This window comes from Burkholderia metallica (assembly GCF_001718555.1).
Taxonomy (GTDB): Bacteria; Pseudomonadota; Gammaproteobacteria; order Burkholderiales; family Burkholderiaceae; genus Burkholderia; species Burkholderia metallica.
In genome coordinates this window covers 2,672,349-2,694,286 of sequence record NZ_CP013403.1, presented here as the reverse complement: position 1 = coordinate 2,694,286, position 21,938 = coordinate 2,672,349, and the positions used below count along the sequence as shown (strand labels likewise).

The following is a 21,938-nucleotide window of genomic DNA, read 5'->3' as shown; positions in this document are numbered from 1 at the left end:
CGATAACGATGCAGAAAGACCATCTCGCACTGCGCCCCGCGTCGACGGCGGCCGCCGATACGCGCGCGCCCGGCGCGCCTGCCGTCACGAAGCGCGGCGCGATCGCCGCGGCCGTGATCGGCAACTGGCTGGAGTTCTTCGATTTCACCGTGTACGGCTTCTTCGCGGTGCTGATCGGCAAGCTGTTCTTCCCGTCGAGCGACCCGACCACGTCGCTGCTGCTGTCGGTCGCGACGTTCGCCGCCGGCTTCTTCACGCGGCCGCTCGGCAGTGTCGTGCTCGGCGTCTATGCGGACCGCAAGGGGCGCAAGGCCGCGCTGAACCTGACGATCATGCTGATGGCGCTCGGCACGGGCCTGATCGCGATCGCACCGACCTATGCGCAGGTCGGCGTCGCCGCGCCGCTGCTCGTCGTGTTCGCCCGGCTGCTGCAGGGTTTCTCGCAGGGCGGCGAATTCGGCGCGGCGACGTCGACGCTGCTCGAACAGGGCGGCACGTCGCGCCGCGCGTTCCGCGCGAGCTGGCAGCTCGCGACGCAGGGCGGCGCCGCGCTGATGGGCTCGGGCTTCGCGGCGCTGCTGTCGAACACGATGACGAAGGACGCGCTCGAAGGCTGGGGCTGGCGGCTGCCGTTCCTCGTCGGCGTGCTGATCGCGCCGGTCGGGATGATCCTGCGCCGCCGGCTCGCGGACGATGCGCCCGGCGACCGCCATCACGGCATCGAACGCGGCGTGCTGCACGAACTCTTCTCGAAGCACACGCGCACGGTGCTGCTGCTGATGCTCACGGTGATGGGCGGCACGGTGTCGACCTACATCCTGACGTTCTACATGCCGACCTATGCGATCCACACGCTCGGCCTGCCGATGAAGCTGTCGATGTTCGTCGGTGTCGCGTCGGGCTGCGTGATGCTGGTCACGTGCCCGCTGTTCGGCTGGCTGTCGGACAAGCTGGGCAGCCGGCGCCTGCCGATCTTCGTCGGCCGCGGCGTGTTGGTCGCGCTGCTGTTCCCGGCGTTCTGGCTGATGAACCATCATCCGACGCTGTCGGTGATCCTGCCGCTGACCGCGCTGATGCTGCTGTTCTATTCGCTCGGCTCGGCGTCTGAAATGGCGCTGATGTGCGAATCGCTGCCGCGCCACGTGCGTGCGACGGGCATCTCGATCGCGTATGCGCTCGCGGTGACGATCTTCGGCGGCACCGCGCAGCTGATCGCGACCTGGCTCGTGAAGACGACCGGCAGCAAGCTCGCGCCGGCCGGCTACGTGGCCGCGTGCGTGGTGCTGTCGCTGATCGCGGTCGCGATGCTGCGCGAGACGGCGCGGGAGTCGATCGACTGACGCGCGATGCGGGGGGCGGCGCGGCCGCGTGGCCGCGTGCCCGCGTTGCCGGTGCATTTACCGCCCCCGCACCACCCTCAAATACGACGCGAGCATCGTCGCGAGTTCCTGCGCGGCCGGTGTGAGCGGCACGGCCGCGCGTTGCAGCAGGCAGATGTCCTGCGATTCGGCCTGTTCGCGCACGGGCACCTTCGCGAGCGCGCCGGCGAACGGCCCGTGCCGCGTGATGGCCTCCGTTTCGAGCGCGAGGGAATCGGTCTGCGTGACGATCTGCAGTGTCTCGAACATCCCTTCGACGGTGGCGAGGATCTTCGGCGGCGGCAAGCCGTGCACGTCGAAGTACGCGAGTAGCCGGTTGACCACCGGATCGGCGCTCAGGTTCGGCGAGCGCGTCGACACCCACGCGTAGTCGGCCAGCTCGGCGAGCGATTGCGCGTGCATCGCCGGATGCCCGTTGCGGCACACGACCACCGGCGCGGAAGCGCGCAGCGGCGTGACCGCGAGATCGGTCGTGTCGGTCTGCTTCGCGACCAGCGCGATCGCGAAATCCACCGCGCTTTCGCGCAGCCAGCCGACCATCATCCGCGACGTGCCGGTGCGCAGGTGCACGTCGACCTTGTCGAAGCGCGCGCGGAACGCGCTCAGCACGGGCGCGAACGCGTCGATCAGCGGCTCGGCCACGAGGCCGAGCGTGACGGTGCCTTCGTATGCGCCGCTCAACTGACGGATCTCGCGCTCGACCTGCTCGCATTCGCCGAGGATCGAACCGGAGCGCGCGAGCAGCCGCTGGCCGACGGCCGTCGGCACGATCCCGCGATTGGTGCGCGTGAAGAGCGTCGCGCCGAGCGTCGCCTCGAGGCTCTGCAGTTGCTGCGTGACGCCGCTTTGCGCGAGATCGAGCGCGCGCGCCGCGGCGCGCAGGCTGCCGTGCTCGACGACGGCCTGGAAGATGCGAAGCTGGGAGAGCGTGAACGCCATGGGCAGCGCGGGGCCGGTGATCGGAAATACCGATCATGATAAGGCAGTCGATGGTTCCGGCGGGGGCCCGTGCCGCCTACGATCGCAGGCAGTCCGGCCGATGCCGTTTGCCCCTCTTCCTGCCCTTCGTCGACCATGAAACGTTTCCTCGTCCCGCTCGTTTCCCTGTGCCTTGGCCTGGCGGCTACGTCCGCGCACGCGCTCGACGCGCACGTCGTGCGTCTCGGCATCGACCCGACCTATCCGCCGATGGATGCGAAGGCGCCCGACGGCAGCCTGAAGGGCTTCGACGTCGATCTCGGCAACGAGATCTGCCGCCGTGCGCAGTTGCGCTGCCAGTGGGTCGAGCTCGAATTCTCCGGGATGATTCCCGCGCTGCAGGCGCGCAAGATCGACGCGATCCTGTCGTCGATGGCGATCACCGAGAAGCGCGAGAAGCAGATCCTGTTCTCGTCGAAGCTGTTCCGCTTCAAGTCGCGGCTCGTCGCGCGGCCCGCGAGCCGGCTCGACAGTACGACGGCGTCGCTGGCCGGCAAGCGCGTCGGCGTGCAGTCGGGCACGCAGTTCGAATCGTGGGCGCTCGCGCACTGGGCGCCGGCCGGCGTCGGCGTGGTGCCGTACAAGAGCCAGGACGACGTGTTCGCCGATCTGGTGAACGGCCGGCTCGACGCGGCGCTGCTCGGCACGGTGGAAGCCGACTACGGGTTCCTGCGCCAGCCGCGCGGCAAGGGCTTCGCGTTCGTCGGCGCGCCGCTCGACATGGGCGATCGCGGTGTGGGCATCGGCATGCGGCAGTCCGATACGGCGCTCAAGGCATCGATCGACGGCGCGATCGCGTCGATGCTGAAGGACGGCACGTACGACCGGATCGCGAAGCAGTACTTCGATTTCAACCCGTACGGCGACTGAGCGCCGGGCCACGCCACGCCGCCGGTTCATCCGCTTCTTCGTTTTTACTCGTTCGAGATCATCGATGCAGATTCGCACCACGCCGCTCCTGTCGCCGTCGATCGGCACGCAGCGCACGCTGACGAGCTTTCATTTCGGGCCGGCCGACACCGGCCGCAAGATCTACCTGCAGGCCGCGCTGCACGCGGACGAGACGCCCGCGATGCTCGCGGCGTTCGTGCTGAAGCAGCGTCTCGGGCAGCTCGATGCCGAAGGGCGGCTCGCGGCCGAGATCGTGCTCGTGCCGGTCGCGAACCCGGTCGGCCTCAATCATCATCTGCTCGGGCAGTTCATCGGCCGCTTCGATCTCGCGAGCGGCCGCAACTTCAATCGCGGCTTCCTGCCGCTCGCGCAGATCGCCGCGCGTGCGCGCGACCGGCTCGGCGACGACGGCGAACGCAATCGCGCGATCGTGCGCGAGTGCGTCGGCGCGGCGCTCGACGAGATCGCGCCGCGCACCGAATTCGATGCGCTGCAGCTTGCGCTGCTGAAGCTGTCGCACGACGCCGATGTGGTGATCGACCTGCATTGCTCGCTCGAAGCGGTGATGCACGTGTACACGAGCGATACCGCGTGGCCCGAAGTCGAGCCGCTCGCGCGTTATCTCGGCTCGCAGGTATCGCTGCTCGCCGAGGATTCGGGCGGGCACGCGTTCGACGATGCGCATCATCTGCTGTGGTCGCAATTGCGGCAGCACTTGCCGGCAGGCACGCCGATGGCGGCGGGTACGGTGGCCGTGACGGTCGAATGCCGCGGCCAGCGCGACGTGACGTATGAATATGCGGAACGCGATGCCGATGCGCTCGTCGACTATCTCGTGTGGCGCGGCGCGGTGCGGGGCGAACGCGTGCCGCTGCCGCCGCTCGCCGCACCGGCCACGCCGCTTGCGGGCAGCGAGCAGTTCTACGCACCGGTGAGCGGAATACTCGTGCACCGCGCGGCGATCGGCGCGACGATCCGCGCCGGCGATCCGCTGTTCGACATCGTCGATCCGCTGACGGATGCGATCACGACGATCTCGAGCGGAACCGACGGCGTGTTCTACATGCGCCGCGCGATCCGCTTCGTGACGGCCGGTGCGCCGCTCGGCCGCGTGACGGGCACGGTGCCGGTGCGTACGGGGATGTTGCTCGGCGCGTGAGTGCGTGGTGTCGGTCGGGCTTGCTGCGTGGTTTTGGTTTCGTCGAATCGACAGTGCTTGTGCGCGCTCATGCGTGACGCGGCGCGGCAGCGTACCGCTTCGGCGGTGAACAGCGAACTCACGATGCTCTATTGGCGCATCGGCCAACTCGTTCATACCCGGGTCCTGGCGGGAAAACGGGTCGACTATGGTGAAGAGGTGCTCCCGACGCTGGCCACGCAGTTGACGAAAGACTACGGCGGCAGCTTTGCCGTGAAGAATCTTCGTTGCGTTGGTTCCGCTCAAAGACCCGCGTCAGCGCAACTACTACGCGCAGACGGCATTGCCGCCGCGCGCAGTGCTGACGGACCGACTGCAACAAGCGATGCAACGCGCACGGTTGCAGGTCAGGCCGCGCAGCGCGGCCCGGAACGCATCCTGACGCGCCCGGGCGTTCGTCGTTTACCCCCGCCGCGCCACCAGCTCCGACACCGTCTGCGCGGCCTGCTGCAGCGGCTCGAGAAACTCCTTCACCATCTGCTTTGCGGTATGCCGCTGCGCGTTGCCGCTGATGTTCATCGCCGCGATGATCTGCCCGCGCCGGTTGCGAATCGGCGCGGACAGCGACATCAGGCCCACTTCGAGTTCCTGGTCGACCACGGCCCAGCCCTGCTGGCGCACCTGCGCGATCGTCGCCTTCAGCTCGCCGAGATCGGTGATCGTGCGCGGCGTATGCGCGCGGATGCCGCTTTGCGCGAGCGTCTCGTCGAGCGCAGCATCGTCGAGCGCGGACAGCAGCACACGGCCCATCGAAGTGCAGTACGCGGGCAGCCGGCTGCCGATCGACAGATTGATCGTCATGATCTTGCGGGTCGGCACGCGCAGCACGTAGACGATCTCGGTGCGATCGAGCACGGCTGCCGAGCAGCTTTCATGGATCTGCTCGGACAATTGCTCCATCACGGGGTCGGCGAGATTCCAGAACGGCATCGACGTGAGATACGCGAAGCCGAGCTCGAGGATCTTCGGCGTGAGCCGGAACAGCCGGCCATCGGCCTCGACGTAGCCGAGCGTCTGCAGCGTGAGCAGGATCCGGCGCGCGCCCGCGCGCGTGAGCCCGGTGGCCGACGCGACTTCGGTGAGCGTCTGCTCGGGGCGTGCCGCGTCGAACGCGCGGATCACCGCGAGGCCGCGCGCGAACGACTGCACATACGAGTCGCCCGGTTTCTGGATGTCTTCGGTTGTCATGAATGGTCGGATTGTCGTGCAGCCGAGAAGATAGCGCATGGGGCCTGACACGCCAACCGCGCGGCGGACCGCGCGCTTGACAGGTCGTCCCCGCACTCCCTATGATGCATTGAACGTTCGATACACGATCTTATGTTCGTATATAGAACATTTAAGCGCATCCCGGCGGGCAATGCAAGGGGCGCGTTCACTCATTTCCCAGCTTTGCAAGAGACCGGAGACACCGATGACCGAAGCCTTTCTGTGTGATGCGATCCGTACCCCGATCGGCCGTTACGGCGGCGCGCTGTCCGGCGTGCGCGCCGACGACCTCGGCGCGGTGCCGCTCAAGGCGCTCGTCGAGCGCAACCGCGACGTCGACTGGACGGCGATCGACGACGTGATCTACGGCTGTGCGAACCAGGCCGGCGAAGACAACCGCAACGTCGCGCGCATGTCCGCGCTGCTCGCGGGGCTGCCGGAGGGCGTGCCGGGTTCGACGATCAACCGGCTGTGCGGGTCCGGGATGGATGCGGTCGGCGTGGCTGCGCGTGCGATCAAGTCGGGCGAAGCCGCGCTGATGGTCGCCGGCGGCGTCGAAAGCATGACGCGCGCGCCGTTCGTGATGGGCAAGGCCGCCAGCGCATTCGCGCGCCAGGCCGATATCTACGACACGACGATCGGCTGGCGCTTCGTCAATCCGCTGATGAAACAGCTGCATGGCGTCGACTCGATGCCGGAGACCGCCGAGAACGTCGCGGTCGACTACAACATCAGCCGCGCCGACCAGGACCTGTTCGCGCTGCGCAGCCAGCAGAAGGCCGCGCGTGCGCAGCAGGACGGCACGCTTGCCGAGGAAATCGTCGCGGTCACGATTGCGCAGAAGAAGGGCGATCCGCTCGTCGTGTCGCGCGACGAACATCCGCGCGAGACGTCGCTCGAAGCGCTGGCGAAGCTGAAGGGCGTCGTGCGTCCGGACGGCTCGGTGACGGCCGGTAACGCGTCGGGCGTGAACGACGGTGCCGCCGCGCTGCTGCTCGCGAACGAAGCATCCGCGAAGCGGTTCGGCCTGACGCCGCGCGCCCGCGTGCTCGGCATCGCGACGGCCGGCGTCGCGCCGCGCGTGATGGGCATCGGCCCCGCACCGGCCACGCAGAAGCTGCTCGCCCGGCTCGGGATGACGATCGACCAGTTCGACGTGATCGAACTGAACGAGGCGTTCGCGTCACAAGGTCTCGCGGTACTGCGCATGCTCGGCGTCGCCGACGACGATCCGCGCGTGAACCCGAACGGCGGCGCGATCGCGCTCGGCCACCCGCTCGGCGCATCGGGTGCGCGTCTCGTGACGACGGCGATGTATCAGTTGCATCGCACGAACGGCCGCTTCGCGCTGTGCACGATGTGCATCGGCGTCGGCCAGGGCATCGCGATCGCGATCGAACGGGTCTGATCCGCGTTCGATCCGTGTTTCGCGGCGAGGCGGCAACGGATGCGCCGCTTCGCCGCTTCGCCGCTTTACCGATTCGCTGTAGCCGAAACGAAGCGCGGCACGAGGGTTCTCGTGCCGCGCTTCGTCGTTAACCGGCCTGCGACACCTGCTTGAGGCGCGCATCGAGCGCGTCGATTTCGGTGTCCGCGAACACTTCGATCCCATGCGCGCGCAGCAACGCCGCCGTGACACCGGCGCCGGCGTGCCGCCGGTTCTCGAAACTCCCGTCGTAAATGAACGTGCTGCCGCACGACGGACTGCCGTCGGCGAGGATCGCGAAGCGGCAATCGTGCGTGCGCGCGAGTGCCAGCGCGGTGTGCGCGCCGGCCACGAACGGCGTGGTCACGTCCGTTCCGTTCACGTCGACGATCCGCGCGACGCCGGACAGCACCTGCTGCCCCGATTCACCGCTGGCGATTTCGGCGGGCGGCCGCGGCACGCTGAAGCCACCGGCCAGTTCCGGACACACGGGCACGAGACGCCCTTCGCGCTGCCATCGTTCGAGCGCCTCGTGCGCGGCGGTTTTGGCCGAGCCGTTGTAACGAACCGGATGACCGACCACGCACATGCTGACGAGGATCTTCGGCAGCGGTTGCGGTTGCCCGTCGTTCTGCACGTTATGCAATGTCGCTCTCCGTGATTTCGCGATGGTCGATGACGGCTGCGGCAACGCGGGAAATTCCATGCTTTGCCCGCGTGCCGGTACGTCAGGCCGTCGGTCCTTCCAGATGGATGTCCTCGGGCTCGAGCGCATACAGCGCCGGGTCGGGCGATGTGCTGACCGTGAAGCCGAGCCGCAGGTAGAAGTCGATCGTGCGTTGCGACGGTGTGGCCGACACGTACAGGCGCGCGGCCCCCATCGCACGCGCCTGCTCCCGGGCCGCGCGGTAGAGTTGCTCGCCGAGCCCGCAGCCGCGCCAGTCGTGGCTCACGTGCAGGAACTTCAACTGCAGCATGTCGCGGTGCGGGCCGAGCGGCCGGCTGTCGACGACGACCGCCGCGACGAGCCGCGCGCCGTCGAACATGCCGAGGCACCAGCCGCCGCGATCGTGACAGTCGAGCAGGATCGGCGTGTAGTGGTCGGCTTCGCCGTCGGGCCAGCCTGCGACGTCGTAGAACTCGGGAACGAGATGCAGCGCGCCGTCGCGTAGCACGTACAGGTGCTCGATGATTTCGCGCCGGTCGATCGTCCACACGAGCGGCAGATCGTCACGCGTGAGGAGGCGGGCAGACAGCGCGTCGCGCTCGGCGGCGGTGCGGCGCGTCATGCGGCCTCCCGATGCGCGGCGATCGCATCTCTCGGCGACAGACGCGTCGAGCCGCTCTTGCGGAAAAATGCGGCCCGATCGCCTTTATGGCTGTCATGCGCGACTGTCGCCGTATTCCGGGACAGCCGATTCAGGTCGTGCAATGCCTTTTTCATCGAATTCGAATGCCGGGTGAATGAAGCAGGATAGACGGAATCGTTGCGCCGGGTGCAATGGTCGACCGCATCGACCTGCGGCGCGGGTTGGCCGTGCAGCGTGGTGTGACGTGCGACTGAACGCGCGCGACGATTATTGCCGGATTATTTGATCGAAATCATGGTGGCCGTCGAATTGCATATTTTATGCGAGGAAAGGGTAAGGTTTTTCACCAATATGCCGACAGCAAGATAAAGACCGTCGTAAAGCGATAAACCGTTTTTCGGCTACTGAGCGTGAATTCAGCGCGGCGCGGACGACAGATCCGCCTTTCGGAGCCTTGCATGCGTAATAACCAGCCCGTTACCCAACAGGAATTCGATTTTCCCGACGACGTCACGCTGATGTCGACGACCGATGCCGACAGCGTCATCACGTATGCGAACACGACGTTCGCGCATGTGAGCGGCTTCACGAACGAGGAACTCGTCGGCCAGCCGCACAACGTAGTGCGCCACCCGGACATGCCGCGCGAAGCGTTCGCCGACATGTGGGCGACGCTCAGGCGCGGCGAGCCGTGGACCGCGCTCGTGAAGAACCGCCGCAGGAACGGCGATCACTACTGGGTGCGCGCGAACGCGATTCCGGTCATGCGCAACGGCGAGCCGCAAGGCTACATGTCGGTGCGCACGAAGGCGCCGCACGACGAGACCGAGGCCGCCGAGGTGCTGTATCGCGCGTTTCGCGAAGGCAAGGCCGGCCGGCGCCGGTTTCACAAGGGACTGGTGATCCGCACGGGGTGGCTTCGCGTTGCCTCGCTGTCGCAGACGATGTCGGTGCGTGCGCGCGTGCATTCGGCGCTGTGCGTGCTCGCGCCGGCGGTCGTTGGCGCGGGATGGGCATGCGGGCTTGCCGGCGGCGGGCTGGCGGCGTTTGCCGGCGTGACGGTCGGCGTAGCGGCGGCGGCGGGCCTGTGGCTCGATGCGCAGATCGTGCGTCCGCTGAAGCGGCTGCACGATCAGGCGCTGAACGTCGCGACCGGCGAAAGCCGGCGCGGCGTGCGGATGAACCGCGTTGACGAGATCGGCATGACGCTGCGCACGATCAACCAGCTCGGGCTGATGTTTCGCTGGCTCGTCGACGACGTCAGCGAACAGGTATTGAACGTGCAGCGCGCGAGCAACGAAATCGCGCAGGGCAACAACGACCTGAGCGCGCGCACCGAGCAGGCCGCGTCGAGCGTGCAGGAGACGGCCGCGTCGATGGCCGAGATGACGGCGACCGTCGACAGCAACGCGGAAACCGCGCTGCAGGCGAACCGGCTCGCGATGTCGGCGAGCGAGGCGGCCGGGCGTGGCGGGCAGGCGGTAGGCGAAGTCGTCGCGACGATGAGCGACATCACCGCCAGCTCGCGCAAGATCGCCGACATCATCGGCGTGATCGACGGCATCGCATTCCAGACCAATATCCTTGCGCTGAACGCGGCGGTGGAAGCGGCGCGTGCAGGCGAACAGGGGCGCGGCTTCGCGGTGGTCGCGGGCGAGGTGCGGGCGCTCGCGCAGCGCAGCGCGAACGCGGCGAAGGAGATCAAGACGCTGATCGGCGCGAGCGTCGATCGCGTTGAGTCGGGCGCGCGGCGCGTGGACGAAGCAGGCAGGACGATGGAGGACATCGTCGCGCAGGTGAAGCGCGTGTCGGACCTGATCGCGGAGATCAGTTCGTCGACGGCCGAGCAGAGCACCGGCGTGTCGCAGGTGGATCAGGCGGTCGTGCACCTGGACAACATCACGCAGCAGAACGCGGCGCTCGTCGAGCAGAGCGCGGCCGCGTCGGAGAGCCTGAAACAGCAGGCGACGCGGCTGGTGGATGCGGTGAACGTGTTTCGGTGATGGGGGGTAACGTGGCGATGCGGGCATGACGGCACAGTGCGCTGGCCCGTGCGTCACGCCGATGGCGGTCAGATCAGCGCCGGCTGCAGCGGCGCGCGATGTTCGCGAACCTTGACGATGCGATATTCGTTACGCAGCCCTTCGTCGGTGACGATCTGCGTCTGGCGAAGATCGACGAGCAGTACGTCTCCCTTTCCGAAGCGCTCGCCGGCATCGACCTTCGCGAGAAACTGCTCGTCGTCCAGTGCGGCGAAGAATGCCGATGTGCCGTCGTGCACGCGCCACTTGTTGCCGTCCTTGAATACGACGGACTCGAGTTTCAGCATCTTGCGCGCGATCGAATCGGTGACCACTACGCCGGGATCGTCATTGCCCATGAACATATCGAGTTCATCGTTCTCGATCGCGAGTTCGATCGTTTCGTCGCGAACGATACCGAAGCTGTCGATGCCTTCACGTTCGAGCGGCGACAACACTTTTTGCAGGCTGATGCGGACCGTGCGGTTCTGGTAAAGCCGAAAGATGGCTTCGTCGATAACCACAGATTCCAGTTCCGAGATCCAGACCCGGGTGTGAACGCCCTCGGGCTCGGTACGATGCGGTTTGCGTCCGCGCAACGTGCGAACGAAGCCGATCAGGCCACCGCCTCCGACGATGCCGAGTGCGCCGAGGATCGCCAGCGCATTGCTGAACGCACCGGCGCTCGGCCCCGCGAACAGGTCACGGATCTGGCTCGCGAGCGACTGGACGAAGATCAGCTCGGAGTGAAACGACCCCGCCTTGAAGCTGCCCCTGACCTCGAGACGCACCTCGGTGTTCTCGCCATTGAGTTCCTTGTTGGCGGACGCGAAGAGGTTGGCAATGGCGATGAGTGCCGGCGCGAGGTCGCGCACGTCCATCCGGTGCTCGGCGAGCGCGGGCCCGTCGTAGACGACGTTGAACGGTTGGTGATTGCTCGTGCCGCCGGCGCTGCGTGGCGGCGGGAGCGATCGGCGATTGGAGGGGCTGACGATCATGAGGACGCTCTCGGGCTCGGCAGGGCGATGATGCACGTCGGGCGTCGGTGGAGCCTAGAGCGCATGCGATGAAGTGACCGAGGAGTGCTGTGCACGAGGCGTGCGTGAACCGGGCCGTCAGGTGAGGTGTTCATGAGCGGGCAAACAGGATCGGGGCGGAACGCTCAATCTAGCGGTTTGCCGGCGAACGAGAAATGAGACTTGAACGAAATCCGGACGGGTATGCCGTTCGGCAGAGGCTGGCTGTGCGATCGCCTCGACGGAGGCTGCCGACAGCGGGGGCACCGAGGTGACAAGAGATGACGCGGGCACAACGGAGAGGGACGCCGGCCCGCGTCGTGACCGCCCGGTTCCGGCCGGGCGGTCGGCGCCTGTCACGGACGCGACAGGCGTTGAACCGTCAGACGGCCAGGCAGAGGTACTTGATCACGACGTAGTCGTCGATGCCGTAGTGCGAGCCTTCGCGGCCGAGGCCCGACTGCTTCACGCCGCCGAACGGCGCGACTTCGTTCGAGATCAGGCCCGTGTTCACGCCGACCATCCCGTATTCGAGCGCTTCGGCGACTTTCCACACGCGGCCGATGTCGCGGCTGTAGAAGTACGCGGCCAGACCGAACTCGGTGTCGTTCGCGAGGCGGATCACTTCGTCGTCGCTGCCGAACTTGAACAGCGGCGCGAGCGGCCCGAACGTCTCTTCCTTCGCGACCTTCATCGCCGGCGTGACGCCGGTCAGCACGGTCGGCTCGAAGAAGCCGTGGCCCAGCGCGTGGCGCTTGCCGCCGGTCACGACGGTCGCGCCCTTCGCGAGCGCGTCCTCGATGTGCGCCTCGACCTTCAGCACCGCGGCTTCGTTGATCAGCGGGCCTTGCGTGACGCCCGGCTCGGTGCCGCGGCCCACCTTCAACTGGCCGACGGCCGCCGCGAGCTTCTGCGCGAACTGGTCGTACACGGCTTCATGCACGTAGAAGCGGTTCGTGCACACGCAGGTCTGGCCGCTGTTGCGATACTTCGACGCGATCGCGCCCTGCACGGCCGCGTCGAGGTCGGCATCGTCGAACACGATGAACGGCGCGTTGCCGCCGAGCTCCAGCGACACCTTCTTGACCGTTGCCGCGCACTGCGACATCAGCAGGCGGCCGACCGGCGTCGAGCCGGTGAACGACAGCTTGCGCACGATCGGGTTCGACGTCAGTTCGCCGCCGATCGCCTTCGGGTCGCCCGTGACGACGCTGAACACGCCGGCCGGCACGCCCGCGCGCTCGGCCAGCACGGCCATCGCGAGCGCGGAGAACGGCGTCGCCTCGGCCGGCTTCACGACGATCGGGCAGCCCGCCGCGAGCGCCGGGCCGACCTTGCGCGTGATCATCGCCGCCGGGAAATTCCACGGCGTGATCGCCGCGCACACGCCGATCGCTTCCTTCGTCACGACGATGCGCTTGTCGCTCGCCGGCGTCGGAATCGTGTCGCCGTACACGCGCTTGCCTTCTTCCGCGAACCATTCGAGGAACGATGCGGCATAGCCGATTTCGCCCTTGGCTTCGGCCAGCGACTTGCCCTGCTCGGTGGTCAGGATCAGCGCGAGATCGTCGGCGTTTTCCATCATCAGGTCGTGCCATTTGCGCAGGACGACCGCGCGCTCCTTCGCGGTCTTCTTGCGCCACGCGGGCCATGCGGCGTTCGCGGCTTCGATCGCGTGACGCGTCTCGGCGGCGCCCATCGCCGGCACCGTGCCGAGCAGGCCGCCCGTCGCCGGGTTGCGGACTTCGAACGTCTCGCCGTTCGTCGCGCCTTGCCATTCGCCGTTGACGTACGCCTGCTGGCGGAACAGCGACGGATCTTTCAGTGCCAGGGTTTCCTGAACAGTGCTCATATGAATCGCCTGCTTTGAAAAAGGACGGATGAAACGGCCGCCGCCGTCGTAAAGACGGCGGCGGCGCATTCACTGAATGAAGTCGACGAAAACTCAGGCCGGCACGCCGACCGTTTCCTTCAGCACTTCCTCGAGGATCACGAGTGCTTCGTCGAACACGGCTTGCGGGATCGTCAGCGGGAACAGGAAGCGCACGACGTTCGAGTACACGCCGCACACGAGCAGCAGCAGGCCGCGCTCGAGCGCACGAGCCTGCACGCGCTTCGTGAATTCGGCATCCGGCTCGCCCGAACCCGGCTTCAGGAACTCGACCGCGATCATCGCGCCCGGGCCGCGCACGTCGGCGATCTGCGGCACGTCGGCCTGCAGTGCGTTCAGCTTGGCCTTCAGCACGTCGCCGAGCTGCGTTGCGCGCTCGCACAGCTTCTCTTCGTCGATGATCTCGAGCACCGCGTGCGCCGATGCGACCGCCAGCGGGTTGCCGGCGTACGTGCCGCCGAGGCCGCCGGGCGCTGCCGCGTCCATCAGGTCGGCACGGCCGACGACGCCCGACAGCGGCATGCCGCCCGCCAGGCTCTTCGCCATCGTGATCAGGTCGGCGAGCACGTCGTAGTGCTGCATCGCGAACAGCTTGCCGGTACGCGCGAAGCCCGTTTGCACTTCGTCGGCGATCAGCAGGATGCCGTGCTCGTTACAGATCTTGCGCAGCGCGCGCACGAATTCGGCCGGCGCCGGGTTGAAGCCGCCTTCGCCCTGGACCGGTTCGAAGATGATCGCGGCGACGCGCTTCGGATCGATGTCGGCCTTGAACAGCATCTCGATCGCCTTGATCGAGTCGGCCGTCGTCACGCCGTGCACGGCGTTCGGGTACGGCGCGTGGAACACGTCGCCCGGGAACGGGCCGAAGTTCAGCTTGTACGGGGCGACCTTGCCGGTCAGCGCCATGCCCATCATCGTGCGGCCGTGGAAGCCGCCCGAGAAGGCGATCACGCCCGGACGGCCGGTGGCCGCCCGCGCGATCTTGATCGCGTTCTCGACGGCTTCGGCGCCGGTCGTGAAGAACGCCGTCTTCTTCGGGAAATCGCCCGGCGCGCGCTCGTTGATCTTCTCGGCCAGCTCGACGTACGACGCGTACGGGACGATCTGGTAAGCGGTGTGCGTGAAGTTGTTCAGCTGGTCCGCGATCGCCTTGACGATCTTCGGGTGGCGGTGGCCGGTGTTCAGCACCGCGATGCCGGCGGCGAAATCGATGAAGCGGCGGCCTTCGACATCCCACAGTTCCGCGTTCTCGGCGCGGGCAGCGTAGAAATCGCACATCACGCCGACGCCGCGCGGGGTAGCGGCGTTCTTGCGGGCCTGCAGGTCGGCATTCTTCACGGTCATCTCCTTGATGTTCTTTCCGGTGAGTAGAAAATCGGGCGCTTCGACAGCCCATGGAGGCGACTATAATCACATTTGGCTCTGGCAATCAGAGCCATTTCAATAAATATTCAGGAGCCAATCATGCGCGCGAGCGTGTTGTCGGACTGGCTCGCGCAGCGCCTCGTGCGCGGCGGCGAACAGCCGATCTACCGGCAGCTTCACCGGCTGCTGCAACAGGCGATCCTGTCGCGCGAACTGCCGGCCGGCACGCGTGTGCCGTCGTCGCGCCTGCTGGCCGCCGAGCTCGGGATCGCGCGCAATACGGTCACGCAGGTTTACGAGCAGCTTTCGCTCGAAGGCTACGTGAACTCGGCGACCGGCCGCGGCACGTTCGTCGCCGACAGCGCGCCGGACGAGATCGTCGGCGCACCGGCCGACGCGGCCGCCGACCACCCGGCGCTCGTGCCGCCGTCGGCGCGGCGGCTGTCCGCGCGCGGCACGCGGCTCGTCGAGGGCGCCGGCGTGTCGAAGCGCCAGGGCGGCGCGTTCATGCCGGGCGTGCCCGATGTGTCGCGATTTCCGGCGCGCGTGTGGACGCGGCTGCACAACAAATACTGGCGGCGCCTGCGTCCCGACCTGCTGACCTATGCGCCGGGCGGCGGCCTCGCGCTGCTGCGCGAGGCGCTGGCCGACTATCTGCGCACGTCGCGCTCGGTGCGCTGCACGCCCGAGCAGATCGTGATCACGACCGGCATCCACCAGTCGATCGACCTCGCGGTGCGGCTGCTGACCGATCCAGGCGACGCGATCTGGACCGAGGACCCGTGCTACTGGGGCGTGCGCAGCGTGCTGAACGTGTCGGGGCTGACCACGCGGCCGATTCCGGTCGACGATGAAGGGATCGCGCCGTCGGCCGCCGATCTCGCCGAACCGCCGAAGCTGATGCTCGTCACGCCGTCGCACCAGTATCCGCTCGGGATGGTGATGAGCCTCGCGCGGCGGCGGATGCTGCTCGAATACGCGCGCCAGCACGGCTGCTGGATCATCGAGGACGACTACGACAGCGAATTCCGCTACGGCAGCCGGCCGCTCGCGTCGCTGCAGGGGCTCGACACGGCCGGGCAGGTGATCTACGTCGGCAGTTTCGGCAAGACGCTGTTCCCGGGGCTGCGGGTCGGCTACCTGGTCGCGCCGGAGCCGCTCGCGGAAAGCTTCGCGACCGCGAGCGCCGAGCTGTATCGCGAAGGGCAGTTGCTGCAGCAGGCCGTGCTGGCCGAATTCATCGCGGAAGGGCACTTCGTGTCGCATATCCGCAAGATGCGCACGCTGTACGGGCAGCGCCGCGAGGTGCTGCTCGACGCGGTCGCGCAACGCTACGGCGACTCGCTGCACGCGCTCGGCAGCGACGCAGGGCTGCATCTCGTCACGCAGCTGCCGGATGGTGTCGACGATCGCGCGGTCGCGCAGGCCGCGCTCGAACGCAATATCGTCGTGCGGCCGTTGTCGGGGTATTACGCGGATCGCGAACGCGCGGCGTCGGGGCTGCTGCTCGGCTATGCGTGCGTGCCGGAGGACGAGATCGCGACCGCGTTCGCGACGCTTGCCGAGGCGATCGACGAGCGGGCGTTTGGCAAGGCGGTCGAGGTGGCCTGAACGGCGCCTGCGGTTGCGGCATCGCGTTGCGATGTTCGCCGCCGCCATCGAGGCCGGGCGGCGTCATGCTCGCTCGACGGCCGGGAGAGCATGCGCGTCCTGCACTACCTGCCGCGAATCTCAATACCCGATCCACACCGCGAACGTCAGCACGACGCACGACAGCGCGAGCAGCGTCAGGAACAGCGGCAGCACGAAGCGGATCCACGCGCCGAAATCCACGCGCGCCGTGGCCAGATACGCGAGCAGCATTCCGGACGTCGGCGTGACGAGGTTCGTCAGCCCGCCGCCGAGCACGAACGCGAGCACCGACGTCTGGCCGCTCACGCCGGAGAGCTGCGCGATCGGCCCGATGATCGGCATGCTGACCGCGGCCTTGCCCGACACCGACGGAATGAACACGTCGAGCACCATCTGCACGCCCATCAGCCCGTTCGCGACCCACACCGGCGACTGCCCGTCCGCGAGCCGCGTGAAGAAGTGGATCAGCGTGTCGAGCACGAGGCTGTTCTGCAGCAGCAGTTCGACGGAAGCGGCGAGCCCCATCAGCAGCGCGGCGAGCATCATGTTCTTCATCCCGTCGACGAACGCGTCGGCCGCGCTGCGCGAATCGAGCCCGCCGATGATGGCCGTCGCGATGCTCACGGCCGTGTAGAACGCCGCCAGCTCGACGTTGCCCCACTTGAGCTCGCGCGTGCCGTAGATCAGCATCGCGACGGCGGCGGCGAACACGGCCAGCGTCGCCTTGTGGCGCAGCGATAGCTTCGCGGCCGCGTGCGCGGCATGGCCCGCGGCGGTCTGCCCGGCCCGATAGCCGGTGCTGCGCACGTAGCGCAGCAGGTACAGGATGCCGATCGTCAGGAATACGACGAATACGACCGCGCGCAGCGCGACGCCGCTGAACAGCGGCACGCCGACGAGCGGCTGCGCGACGGCCAGCGCGAGCGGGTTCGTGACCGACGCGATATAGCCGATCTTCGCGGCGAGCGCGACGAGGGCGACCGCGAACAGGTCCGGGAGACCGAGGCGCCGCGCGATCACGACCACCATCGGAATGATCACGAGGTACTCGGAGATGAAGCCGAGCAGCGTACTGCCGAGCCCGATCAGGATCATCAGCATCGGTGTCAGCAGGTATGCGTTGTTGCCGGTGAGCTGCAGCAGCCGGTCGATGCCCGCGTCGACCACGCCGGTGCGGCGCATCACCCCGAACATCCCGCCGACGAACATCACCATCACGATCAACGGCGCGTTCTTCAGCAGCCCTTGCGGCACCGCGACGAACGCCGAGACGAGGCTTGCCGGCAGCGCTTGAGCGGACGTGCTGTGACTGACGGCCGGGGCGACGAGCGTCGTGAGGGCGGTGGTCTTCGGCACCACGTGATAGGTGCCCGGCACGACGAGCCGGCCGTCGCGCGCGAACTGGCCCGAGTCGACGACCCACGTGAGCGCAATCGCCGCGGCGAGCACCCACAGCATCATCACGACGGGATGCAGCATCTTGCCGTGCGGATGCGGCGCGTGACCGGCGGGTGCCGTCGGATCGTCGGCCGCGAGTGCGGGGGTGTCGGCGCCGTGCGCGCCGGCCGGGTTCGGGGAAGAGGCGGACATCGGATCCTCGTCGAAAAAGAAGCGGGCCGTCAGGCCGGTTGCAGCGCGGCGCGCGCCGGGACGTAGCCGAGTTCGGCGGAAATGGCGAGGCTGCACGCCTGCAGGCGTTCGAGATAGTCGGGAATGTCGGCGTGGCTCACGCGCACCTCGGGCCCCGTCACGCTGACCGACGCAACCGTCGCGCCCGTCAGGTCGCGCACCGGCACTGCGATCCCGACCGCGCCGGGCGTCACTTCGCCGCTGCTCACCGCGTAGCCCTTGCGCGCGACCGCGTCGAGTTCGCCGGCGAGCTTCGCCGGGTCGTCGGCCTGCCCGTTCCGGCGCAGTTGCGCGAGATATTCGTCGCGCACCGCGTCGGGCGCGAACGCGAGCAGCACCTTGCCCGATGCGCCGAAATGGATCGGCCGGCGATTGCCGACCGCGCCGACCGTGCGCACCGCGTGCGTCGTTTCGCAACGCGCGACGCACACCGATTCGAGCCCTTCGCGTACGCGCAGCACGACGGTCTCGTTGATCGCCTGGTTGAGCGCGAGCATGTGCCGGTGCGCGGCGCGCACGAGCGCGTTCTGCTGCGACGCGGCCACGCCGATCACGAACGCCTGCGGGCCGAGCGCATAGGTGGACGTGCGCGGGTCCTGCACGACGAAGCGATGCAGTTCAAGCGTGCACAGCATCCGGTACGTGCGCGACTTGTTGATGCCGAGCTGCGATGCGAGCTCGGTCACGCCGAGGTTCGGATGCTCGGCCACGTAGGTCAGCAGCTTCAGCGCGCTGTCGACGGCGTCGACGATGTAGGTCGTCATGCGGGGCCTCCCTGCGGTGCGATGCGCGCGCGGACGTAATCGGCGAGTGCGTCGAGGTATGCGTCGACCGAGCGCTTCAGCGTGGCGAAGCCTGCATGTTTCGCGAATGCGGCCTCGTCCATGTACAGCGCGCGGTTGAATTCGATCTGGATGCCGTGGCGCTGCCGTGCGGGATCGGCGAGTGCGGTCAGCAGGTCGCCGCCCTGATACGGGTCGTTGACCTGCACGCGATAGCCGGCGCCGGCGAACCACTGTGCGGTCCACTCGGTGAACGCCGGATCGGCGGTCGTGCCGCGCCGGTCGCTGACGACGACGTCCGGCCGCAACGCACCCGCGTCGACGTTCATCGCGTTGCCGCGCGACTTCATCGAATGGCAGTCGATGTGCCACAGCGCGCCGTGCGCCGCATGCAGCGGCTCGGCGATGCCGGCGAGCGCGCGGCGGTACGGCAGGTAGTACGCGTCGATCCGGTGGCGCACTTCGGCGAGCGACAGCTTGCGGTCGTACAGCGGCACGCCGGGCAGCGCGTCGCGCCGGATCAGCCCCATCCCGCGCTGCGTGTACGGCTGCGGCGACAGCGGCTCGGGCCACGGCTCGGCGAGCAGCGTCGCGTCGATATCGGTTTCCGCACGGTTCGGATCGATGTACGCGCGCGGAAACGTCGCGCCGAGGAGCGTGCCGCCGCGCGCAGGGGCGCCGGCCCACAGTTCGTCGATGTACGCGTCCCACGTGGTGCGGATCGCGTCGTCGGGTGCGACGGTGGCGAAGTCCGGCGGATACGCGATGCCGCTGTGCGGCGAGTCGACGACGATCGGCAGTGCCGGCACCGTCGGCATCGCGACGAAATAGGCAGGCGATGCGCCGGCAGTCGCGTTGTTGCAATTAAACGTCAGCATGGGGATCAGGTTCTTTACCTAGTTTCTCGAGGCGTCTCGTTCGAATGTTTTAATCATTAAAACAACGTATCAATATTTCACAACGGCTGAAAATCGCGGTCAAGGGCTTTTTGCGATACCGGGATTGCACGCCATGATCGGCCTGTCATGCCCGTGATTATTGGGCTTGTTTCATTCCTCGAAACGCCTTGCGATTCAGGTGCATTTGACCTGCGCGTACGATTTTTGACGTCACTTGACGCTTCAAATCACCGAATTCAACAATAAATAAGACGATGTTTTATTCAATAAAACTCGTTGCGAGCGAAATAAATCGCTCCACATATTCAACCGATAAAAGGGGTCGGAGATGAAGCGAAAAGGGATGATGGTTGCGCTGGCGGGTATCGCAACGGCGGCCGGTGCGATGTACGCGCACGCACAGTCGAGCGTGACGCTGTACGGCGTGGTCGATTCGGGGCTCACGTACACGAACAACCAGAACGGCCACGCCGCGTGGCAGGCGACCGGCGGCAACGAGCAGGGCACGCGCTTCGGGCTGCTCGGCAAGGAGGACCTCGGCGGCGGCACGCGTGCGGTGTTCCGGCTCGAGAACGGCTTCAACATCGAGAGCGGCGCCGCGAGCCAGGGCGGCCGGCTGTTCGGTCGCCGGGCATACGTCGGGCTGGAGAACGACCGCTGGGGCACGCTGACGATGGGCCGCCAGTACAACGCGGCGCAGGAAGTGCTGGAGCCGCTGCAGATCGGCGCGACCACCGCGCTCACGCAGTACGCGCTGCATCCGTTCGACACCGACGACCTGAACAACACGTTCCGCACCAACAACTCGGTGCAGTACCAGACGCCCACCTGGTACGGGCTGCGCGCGGTCGGCCTGTACGGCTTCTCGAATTCGACGTCGTTCGCGCAAAACCGCGTGTGGAGTATCGGCACGAGCTACGAGAACGGGCCGCTGCAACTCGGCGCGGCCTACGTGCGCGTCGATCATCCGGCGCTCGACACCACCGGCGCGGCGGCATCCGACAACTACTACACGTTCATCAAGGGCGTGACGCGCCAGCAGATCTGGGGCGCGGGTGGCGCGTATGCGTGGGGGGCCGCGACGTTCGGGCTGCTGTACACGAGCTCGCTGTTCAACCTGCAGACGGGCGGCGCGATGCGCTTCAACAACTACGAGGGCAGCGTGCGCTATCTGATGACGCCCGCGCTGCAGTTCGCGCTCGGCGAAACCTATACGCAGGTGCTTGCGTCGCAGGGGCCGAAGCCGAGCTCTCACTACCTGCAGACGAGCGTCGGTGCGCAATGTTTCCTGTCGAAGCGCACCGATATCTACGTGAACGCGTTCTACCAGCGTGCGTCGTCGAACACGGTGGCCGCGATCGAAGGGATCTCGAATCCGTCGAGCACACGCACGCAGATCGTCGCGGTGACGGGGATCCGCCACAAGTTCTGACGCGGCGACAGGCCGCGGGCGGGGCGCTTTCCGCTTACAACCGGATCAGCGCCGCGCCGGCCACCACCAGCGCGCACGCGGCGAGCCGCTGCGCGCCGGGCCGCTCGCGCATCACGAGCCAGCCGATCGCGACCGCAAAGATCGAACTCGTTTCGCGCAGCGCCGACACCGTCCCGACCGGCAAGTACCGGTACGCGAGGATCACGATGCCGTACGCCGCGAGCGAGAGCGTGCCGGCGATCGCGCCCTGCGCGAGTGCGGTGCGCGAGCCGAGCACCGCGCGCGGGCCGCCTCGCACGGCGCAGACCAGCACGAACTGCGGCACGCTCCACAGCACGTACACCCACGCGATGTAGCCGAGCGCGCTGCCGGACTCGCGCGAGCCGATGCCGTCGCAGATCGAATATGCGGCGATGAACACGCCCGTGAGCAGCGCAAACGGCACGCCTTCGCCCGAGAACCGGAAGCCGCGCCGCAGCGCGAGCGACATGATGCCGAACGACACGAGCACGATACCTGCGAAGCCGAACGGCGTTGGCTGTTCGTGGAGGAATACGAGCGCGAGCACCGACACGAGCAGCGGCGAGATCCCGCGCGCAATCGGGTAGATCTGCCCGAACTCGCCGCTTCGGTACGCCCGGGCGAGCGTGAAGCAATACGCAACCTCGAGCGCGGCGGACCCGGCGATATACGGCCACGCGGCGGGCGCCGGTGCGGGCAGCAGCGCGGCGCCGGCGACGCCGAACGCGAAATACGGCAGTGACATCGTGCCGAGCTGGACGAGCCGGTCTTCGCTGACGTGCAGGAATGCATTCCAGATGGCGTGCAGCAACGCGGAGCACAGCACGAGGCCGATGAAGAGGTGATCCATGAACGAACC

18 protein-coding genes and 2 pseudogenes are annotated in these 21,938 nt (G+C 67.4%); 8 read left to right on the top strand and 12 right to left on the bottom strand.

What is annotated here, in order from left to right; genetic code table 11:
• Positions 1–8: 8 nt before the first annotated feature.
• Positions 9–1,340: an MFS transporter gene (locus WJ16_RS31420; RefSeq protein WP_069260844.1), complete on the top strand. Its 1,332-nt coding sequence runs from the start codon at positions 9–11 to the stop codon at positions 1,338–1,340.
• Between the two features lie 57 nt (positions 1,341–1,397).
• On the opposite strand, the gene WJ16_RS31415 is transcribed toward WJ16_RS31420, so the two are convergent.
• A complete protein-coding gene (locus WJ16_RS31415) occupies positions 1,398–2,318 on the bottom strand; it encodes a LysR family transcriptional regulator (RefSeq protein ID WP_069260843.1) in 921 nt (306 codons plus the stop codon).
• A gap of 135 nt (positions 2,319–2,453) precedes the next feature.
• Here WJ16_RS31415 and WJ16_RS31410 point away from each other — a divergent pair, with 135 nt between their 5' ends.
• The 3 genes and pseudogenes from WJ16_RS31410 to WJ16_RS35980 all read left to right on the top strand — a co-directional run.
• Positions 2,454–3,227, top strand: a complete 774-nt coding sequence (locus tag WJ16_RS31410; RefSeq protein ID WP_069260842.1) for a transporter substrate-binding domain-containing protein — start codon at positions 2,454–2,456, stop codon at positions 3,225–3,227.
• Positions 3,228–3,291: 64 nt separating this feature from the next.
• A complete protein-coding gene (locus tag WJ16_RS31405) occupies positions 3,292–4,407 on the top strand; it encodes a succinylglutamate desuccinylase/aspartoacylase family protein (RefSeq protein WP_069260841.1) in 1,116 nt (371 codons plus the stop codon).
• Positions 4,408–4,476: 69 nt separating this feature from the next.
• Positions 4,477–4,614, top strand: a pseudogene (locus tag WJ16_RS35980) (DUF1016 N-terminal domain-containing protein); the annotation flags it as partial.
• Positions 4,615–4,848: 234 nt separating this feature from the next.
• Here WJ16_RS35980 and WJ16_RS31400 read toward each other — a convergent pair.
• Positions 4,849–5,634 carry an IclR family transcriptional regulator gene (locus WJ16_RS31400; RefSeq protein ID WP_069260840.1) on the bottom strand — a complete coding sequence of 262 codons (786 nt, stop codon included), beginning with the start codon at positions 5,632–5,634 and terminating at the stop codon, positions 4,849–4,851.
• Positions 5,635–5,860: 226 nt separating this feature from the next.
• Between WJ16_RS31400 and pcaF the strand changes: the two genes are divergently transcribed.
• Positions 5,861–7,063: a 3-oxoadipyl-CoA thiolase gene (pcaF, locus tag WJ16_RS31395; RefSeq protein WP_069260839.1), complete on the top strand. Its 1,203-nt coding sequence runs from the start codon at positions 5,861–5,863 to the stop codon at positions 7,061–7,063.
• 127 nt (positions 7,064–7,190) lie between these two features.
• Here pcaF and WJ16_RS31390 read toward each other — a convergent pair whose 3' ends face one another.
• From WJ16_RS31390 to WJ16_RS35170, 3 genes and pseudogenes are all read right to left on the bottom strand, one after another.
• On the bottom strand, positions 7,191–7,670 hold the full coding sequence (locus WJ16_RS31390) for a 2-thiouracil desulfurase family protein (protein WP_157126900.1): 480 nt from the start codon (positions 7,668–7,670) through the stop codon (positions 7,191–7,193).
• Between the two features lie 139 nt (positions 7,671–7,809).
• Entirely contained in the window at positions 7,810–8,370 is a 561-nt protein-coding gene (locus tag WJ16_RS31385) for a GNAT family N-acetyltransferase (RefSeq protein ID WP_069260837.1), read from the bottom strand.
• A 44-nt stretch (positions 8,371–8,414) separates the two neighbouring features.
• Positions 8,415–8,525, bottom strand: a pseudogene (locus tag WJ16_RS35170) (SAM-dependent methyltransferase); the annotation flags it as partial.
• Between the two features lie 324 nt (positions 8,526–8,849).
• Here WJ16_RS35170 and WJ16_RS31380 point away from each other — a divergent pair.
• Entirely contained in the window at positions 8,850–10,394 is a 1,545-nt protein-coding gene (locus tag WJ16_RS31380) for a methyl-accepting chemotaxis protein (protein WP_069260836.1), read from the top strand.
• 68 nt (positions 10,395–10,462) lie between these two features.
• Here the strand turns inward: WJ16_RS31380 and WJ16_RS31375 are convergent, their stop codons facing one another.
• From WJ16_RS31375 to WJ16_RS31365, 3 genes are all read right to left on the bottom strand, one after another.
• Positions 10,463–11,410: an LAPAL motif-containing putative phage structural protein gene (locus WJ16_RS31375; protein ID WP_069260835.1), complete on the bottom strand. Its 948-nt coding sequence runs from the start codon at positions 11,408–11,410 to the stop codon at positions 10,463–10,465.
• Between the two features lie 400 nt (positions 11,411–11,810).
• A complete protein-coding gene (gabD, locus tag WJ16_RS31370; RefSeq protein WP_059665218.1) occupies positions 11,811–13,280 on the bottom strand; it encodes an NADP-dependent succinate-semialdehyde dehydrogenase in 1,470 nt (489 codons plus the stop codon).
• A 93-nt stretch (positions 13,281–13,373) separates the two neighbouring features.
• Positions 13,374–14,663, bottom strand: coding sequence for a 4-aminobutyrate--2-oxoglutarate transaminase (locus tag WJ16_RS31365; RefSeq protein ID WP_069260834.1), 1,290 nt, complete (start codon positions 14,661–14,663; stop codon positions 13,374–13,376).
• Positions 14,664–14,783: 120 nt separating this feature from the next.
• Here WJ16_RS31365 and pdxR point away from each other — a divergent pair, with 120 nt between their 5' ends.
• On the top strand, positions 14,784–16,295 hold the full coding sequence (gene pdxR / locus WJ16_RS31360) for a MocR-like pyridoxine biosynthesis transcription factor PdxR (protein WP_069260833.1): 1,512 nt from the start codon (positions 14,784–14,786) through the stop codon (positions 16,293–16,295).
• 120 nt (positions 16,296–16,415) lie between these two features.
• Here the strand turns inward: pdxR and WJ16_RS31355 are convergent, their stop codons facing one another.
• The 3 genes from WJ16_RS31355 to WJ16_RS31345 are packed head-to-tail and all read right to left on the bottom strand — an operon-like array spanning position 16,416 to position 19,605.
• The gene (locus WJ16_RS31355) at positions 16,416–17,906 is read right to left on the bottom strand and encodes an SLC13 family permease (RefSeq protein WP_069260832.1); all 1,491 of its coding nucleotides are present in this window, start codon (positions 17,904–17,906) and stop codon (positions 16,416–16,418) included.
• A gap of 29 nt (positions 17,907–17,935) precedes the next feature.
• Positions 17,936–18,709 (bottom strand): IclR family transcriptional regulator, encoded by a 774-nt coding sequence (locus tag WJ16_RS31350; RefSeq protein WP_069260831.1) that lies wholly within the window; start codon positions 18,707–18,709, stop codon positions 17,936–17,938.
• Positions 18,706–19,605 (bottom strand): N-formylglutamate amidohydrolase, encoded by a 900-nt coding sequence (locus WJ16_RS31345; RefSeq protein WP_069260830.1) that lies wholly within the window; start codon positions 19,603–19,605, stop codon positions 18,706–18,708. The genes WJ16_RS31350 and WJ16_RS31345 overlap by 4 nt, the downstream gene beginning before the upstream one ends.
• Positions 19,606–19,954: 349 nt before the next feature.
• Here WJ16_RS31345 and WJ16_RS31340 point away from each other — a divergent pair, with 349 nt between their 5' ends.
• The gene (locus WJ16_RS31340) at positions 19,955–21,058 is read left to right on the top strand and encodes a porin (protein WP_069260829.1); all 1,104 of its coding nucleotides are present in this window, start codon (positions 19,955–19,957) and stop codon (positions 21,056–21,058) included.
• 34 nt (positions 21,059–21,092) lie between these two features.
• Here the strand turns inward: WJ16_RS31340 and WJ16_RS31335 are convergent, their stop codons facing one another.
• Positions 21,093–21,929: a DMT family transporter gene (locus WJ16_RS31335; protein ID WP_069260828.1), complete on the bottom strand. Its 837-nt coding sequence runs from the start codon at positions 21,927–21,929 to the stop codon at positions 21,093–21,095.
• Positions 21,930–21,938: the final 9 nt, after the last annotated feature.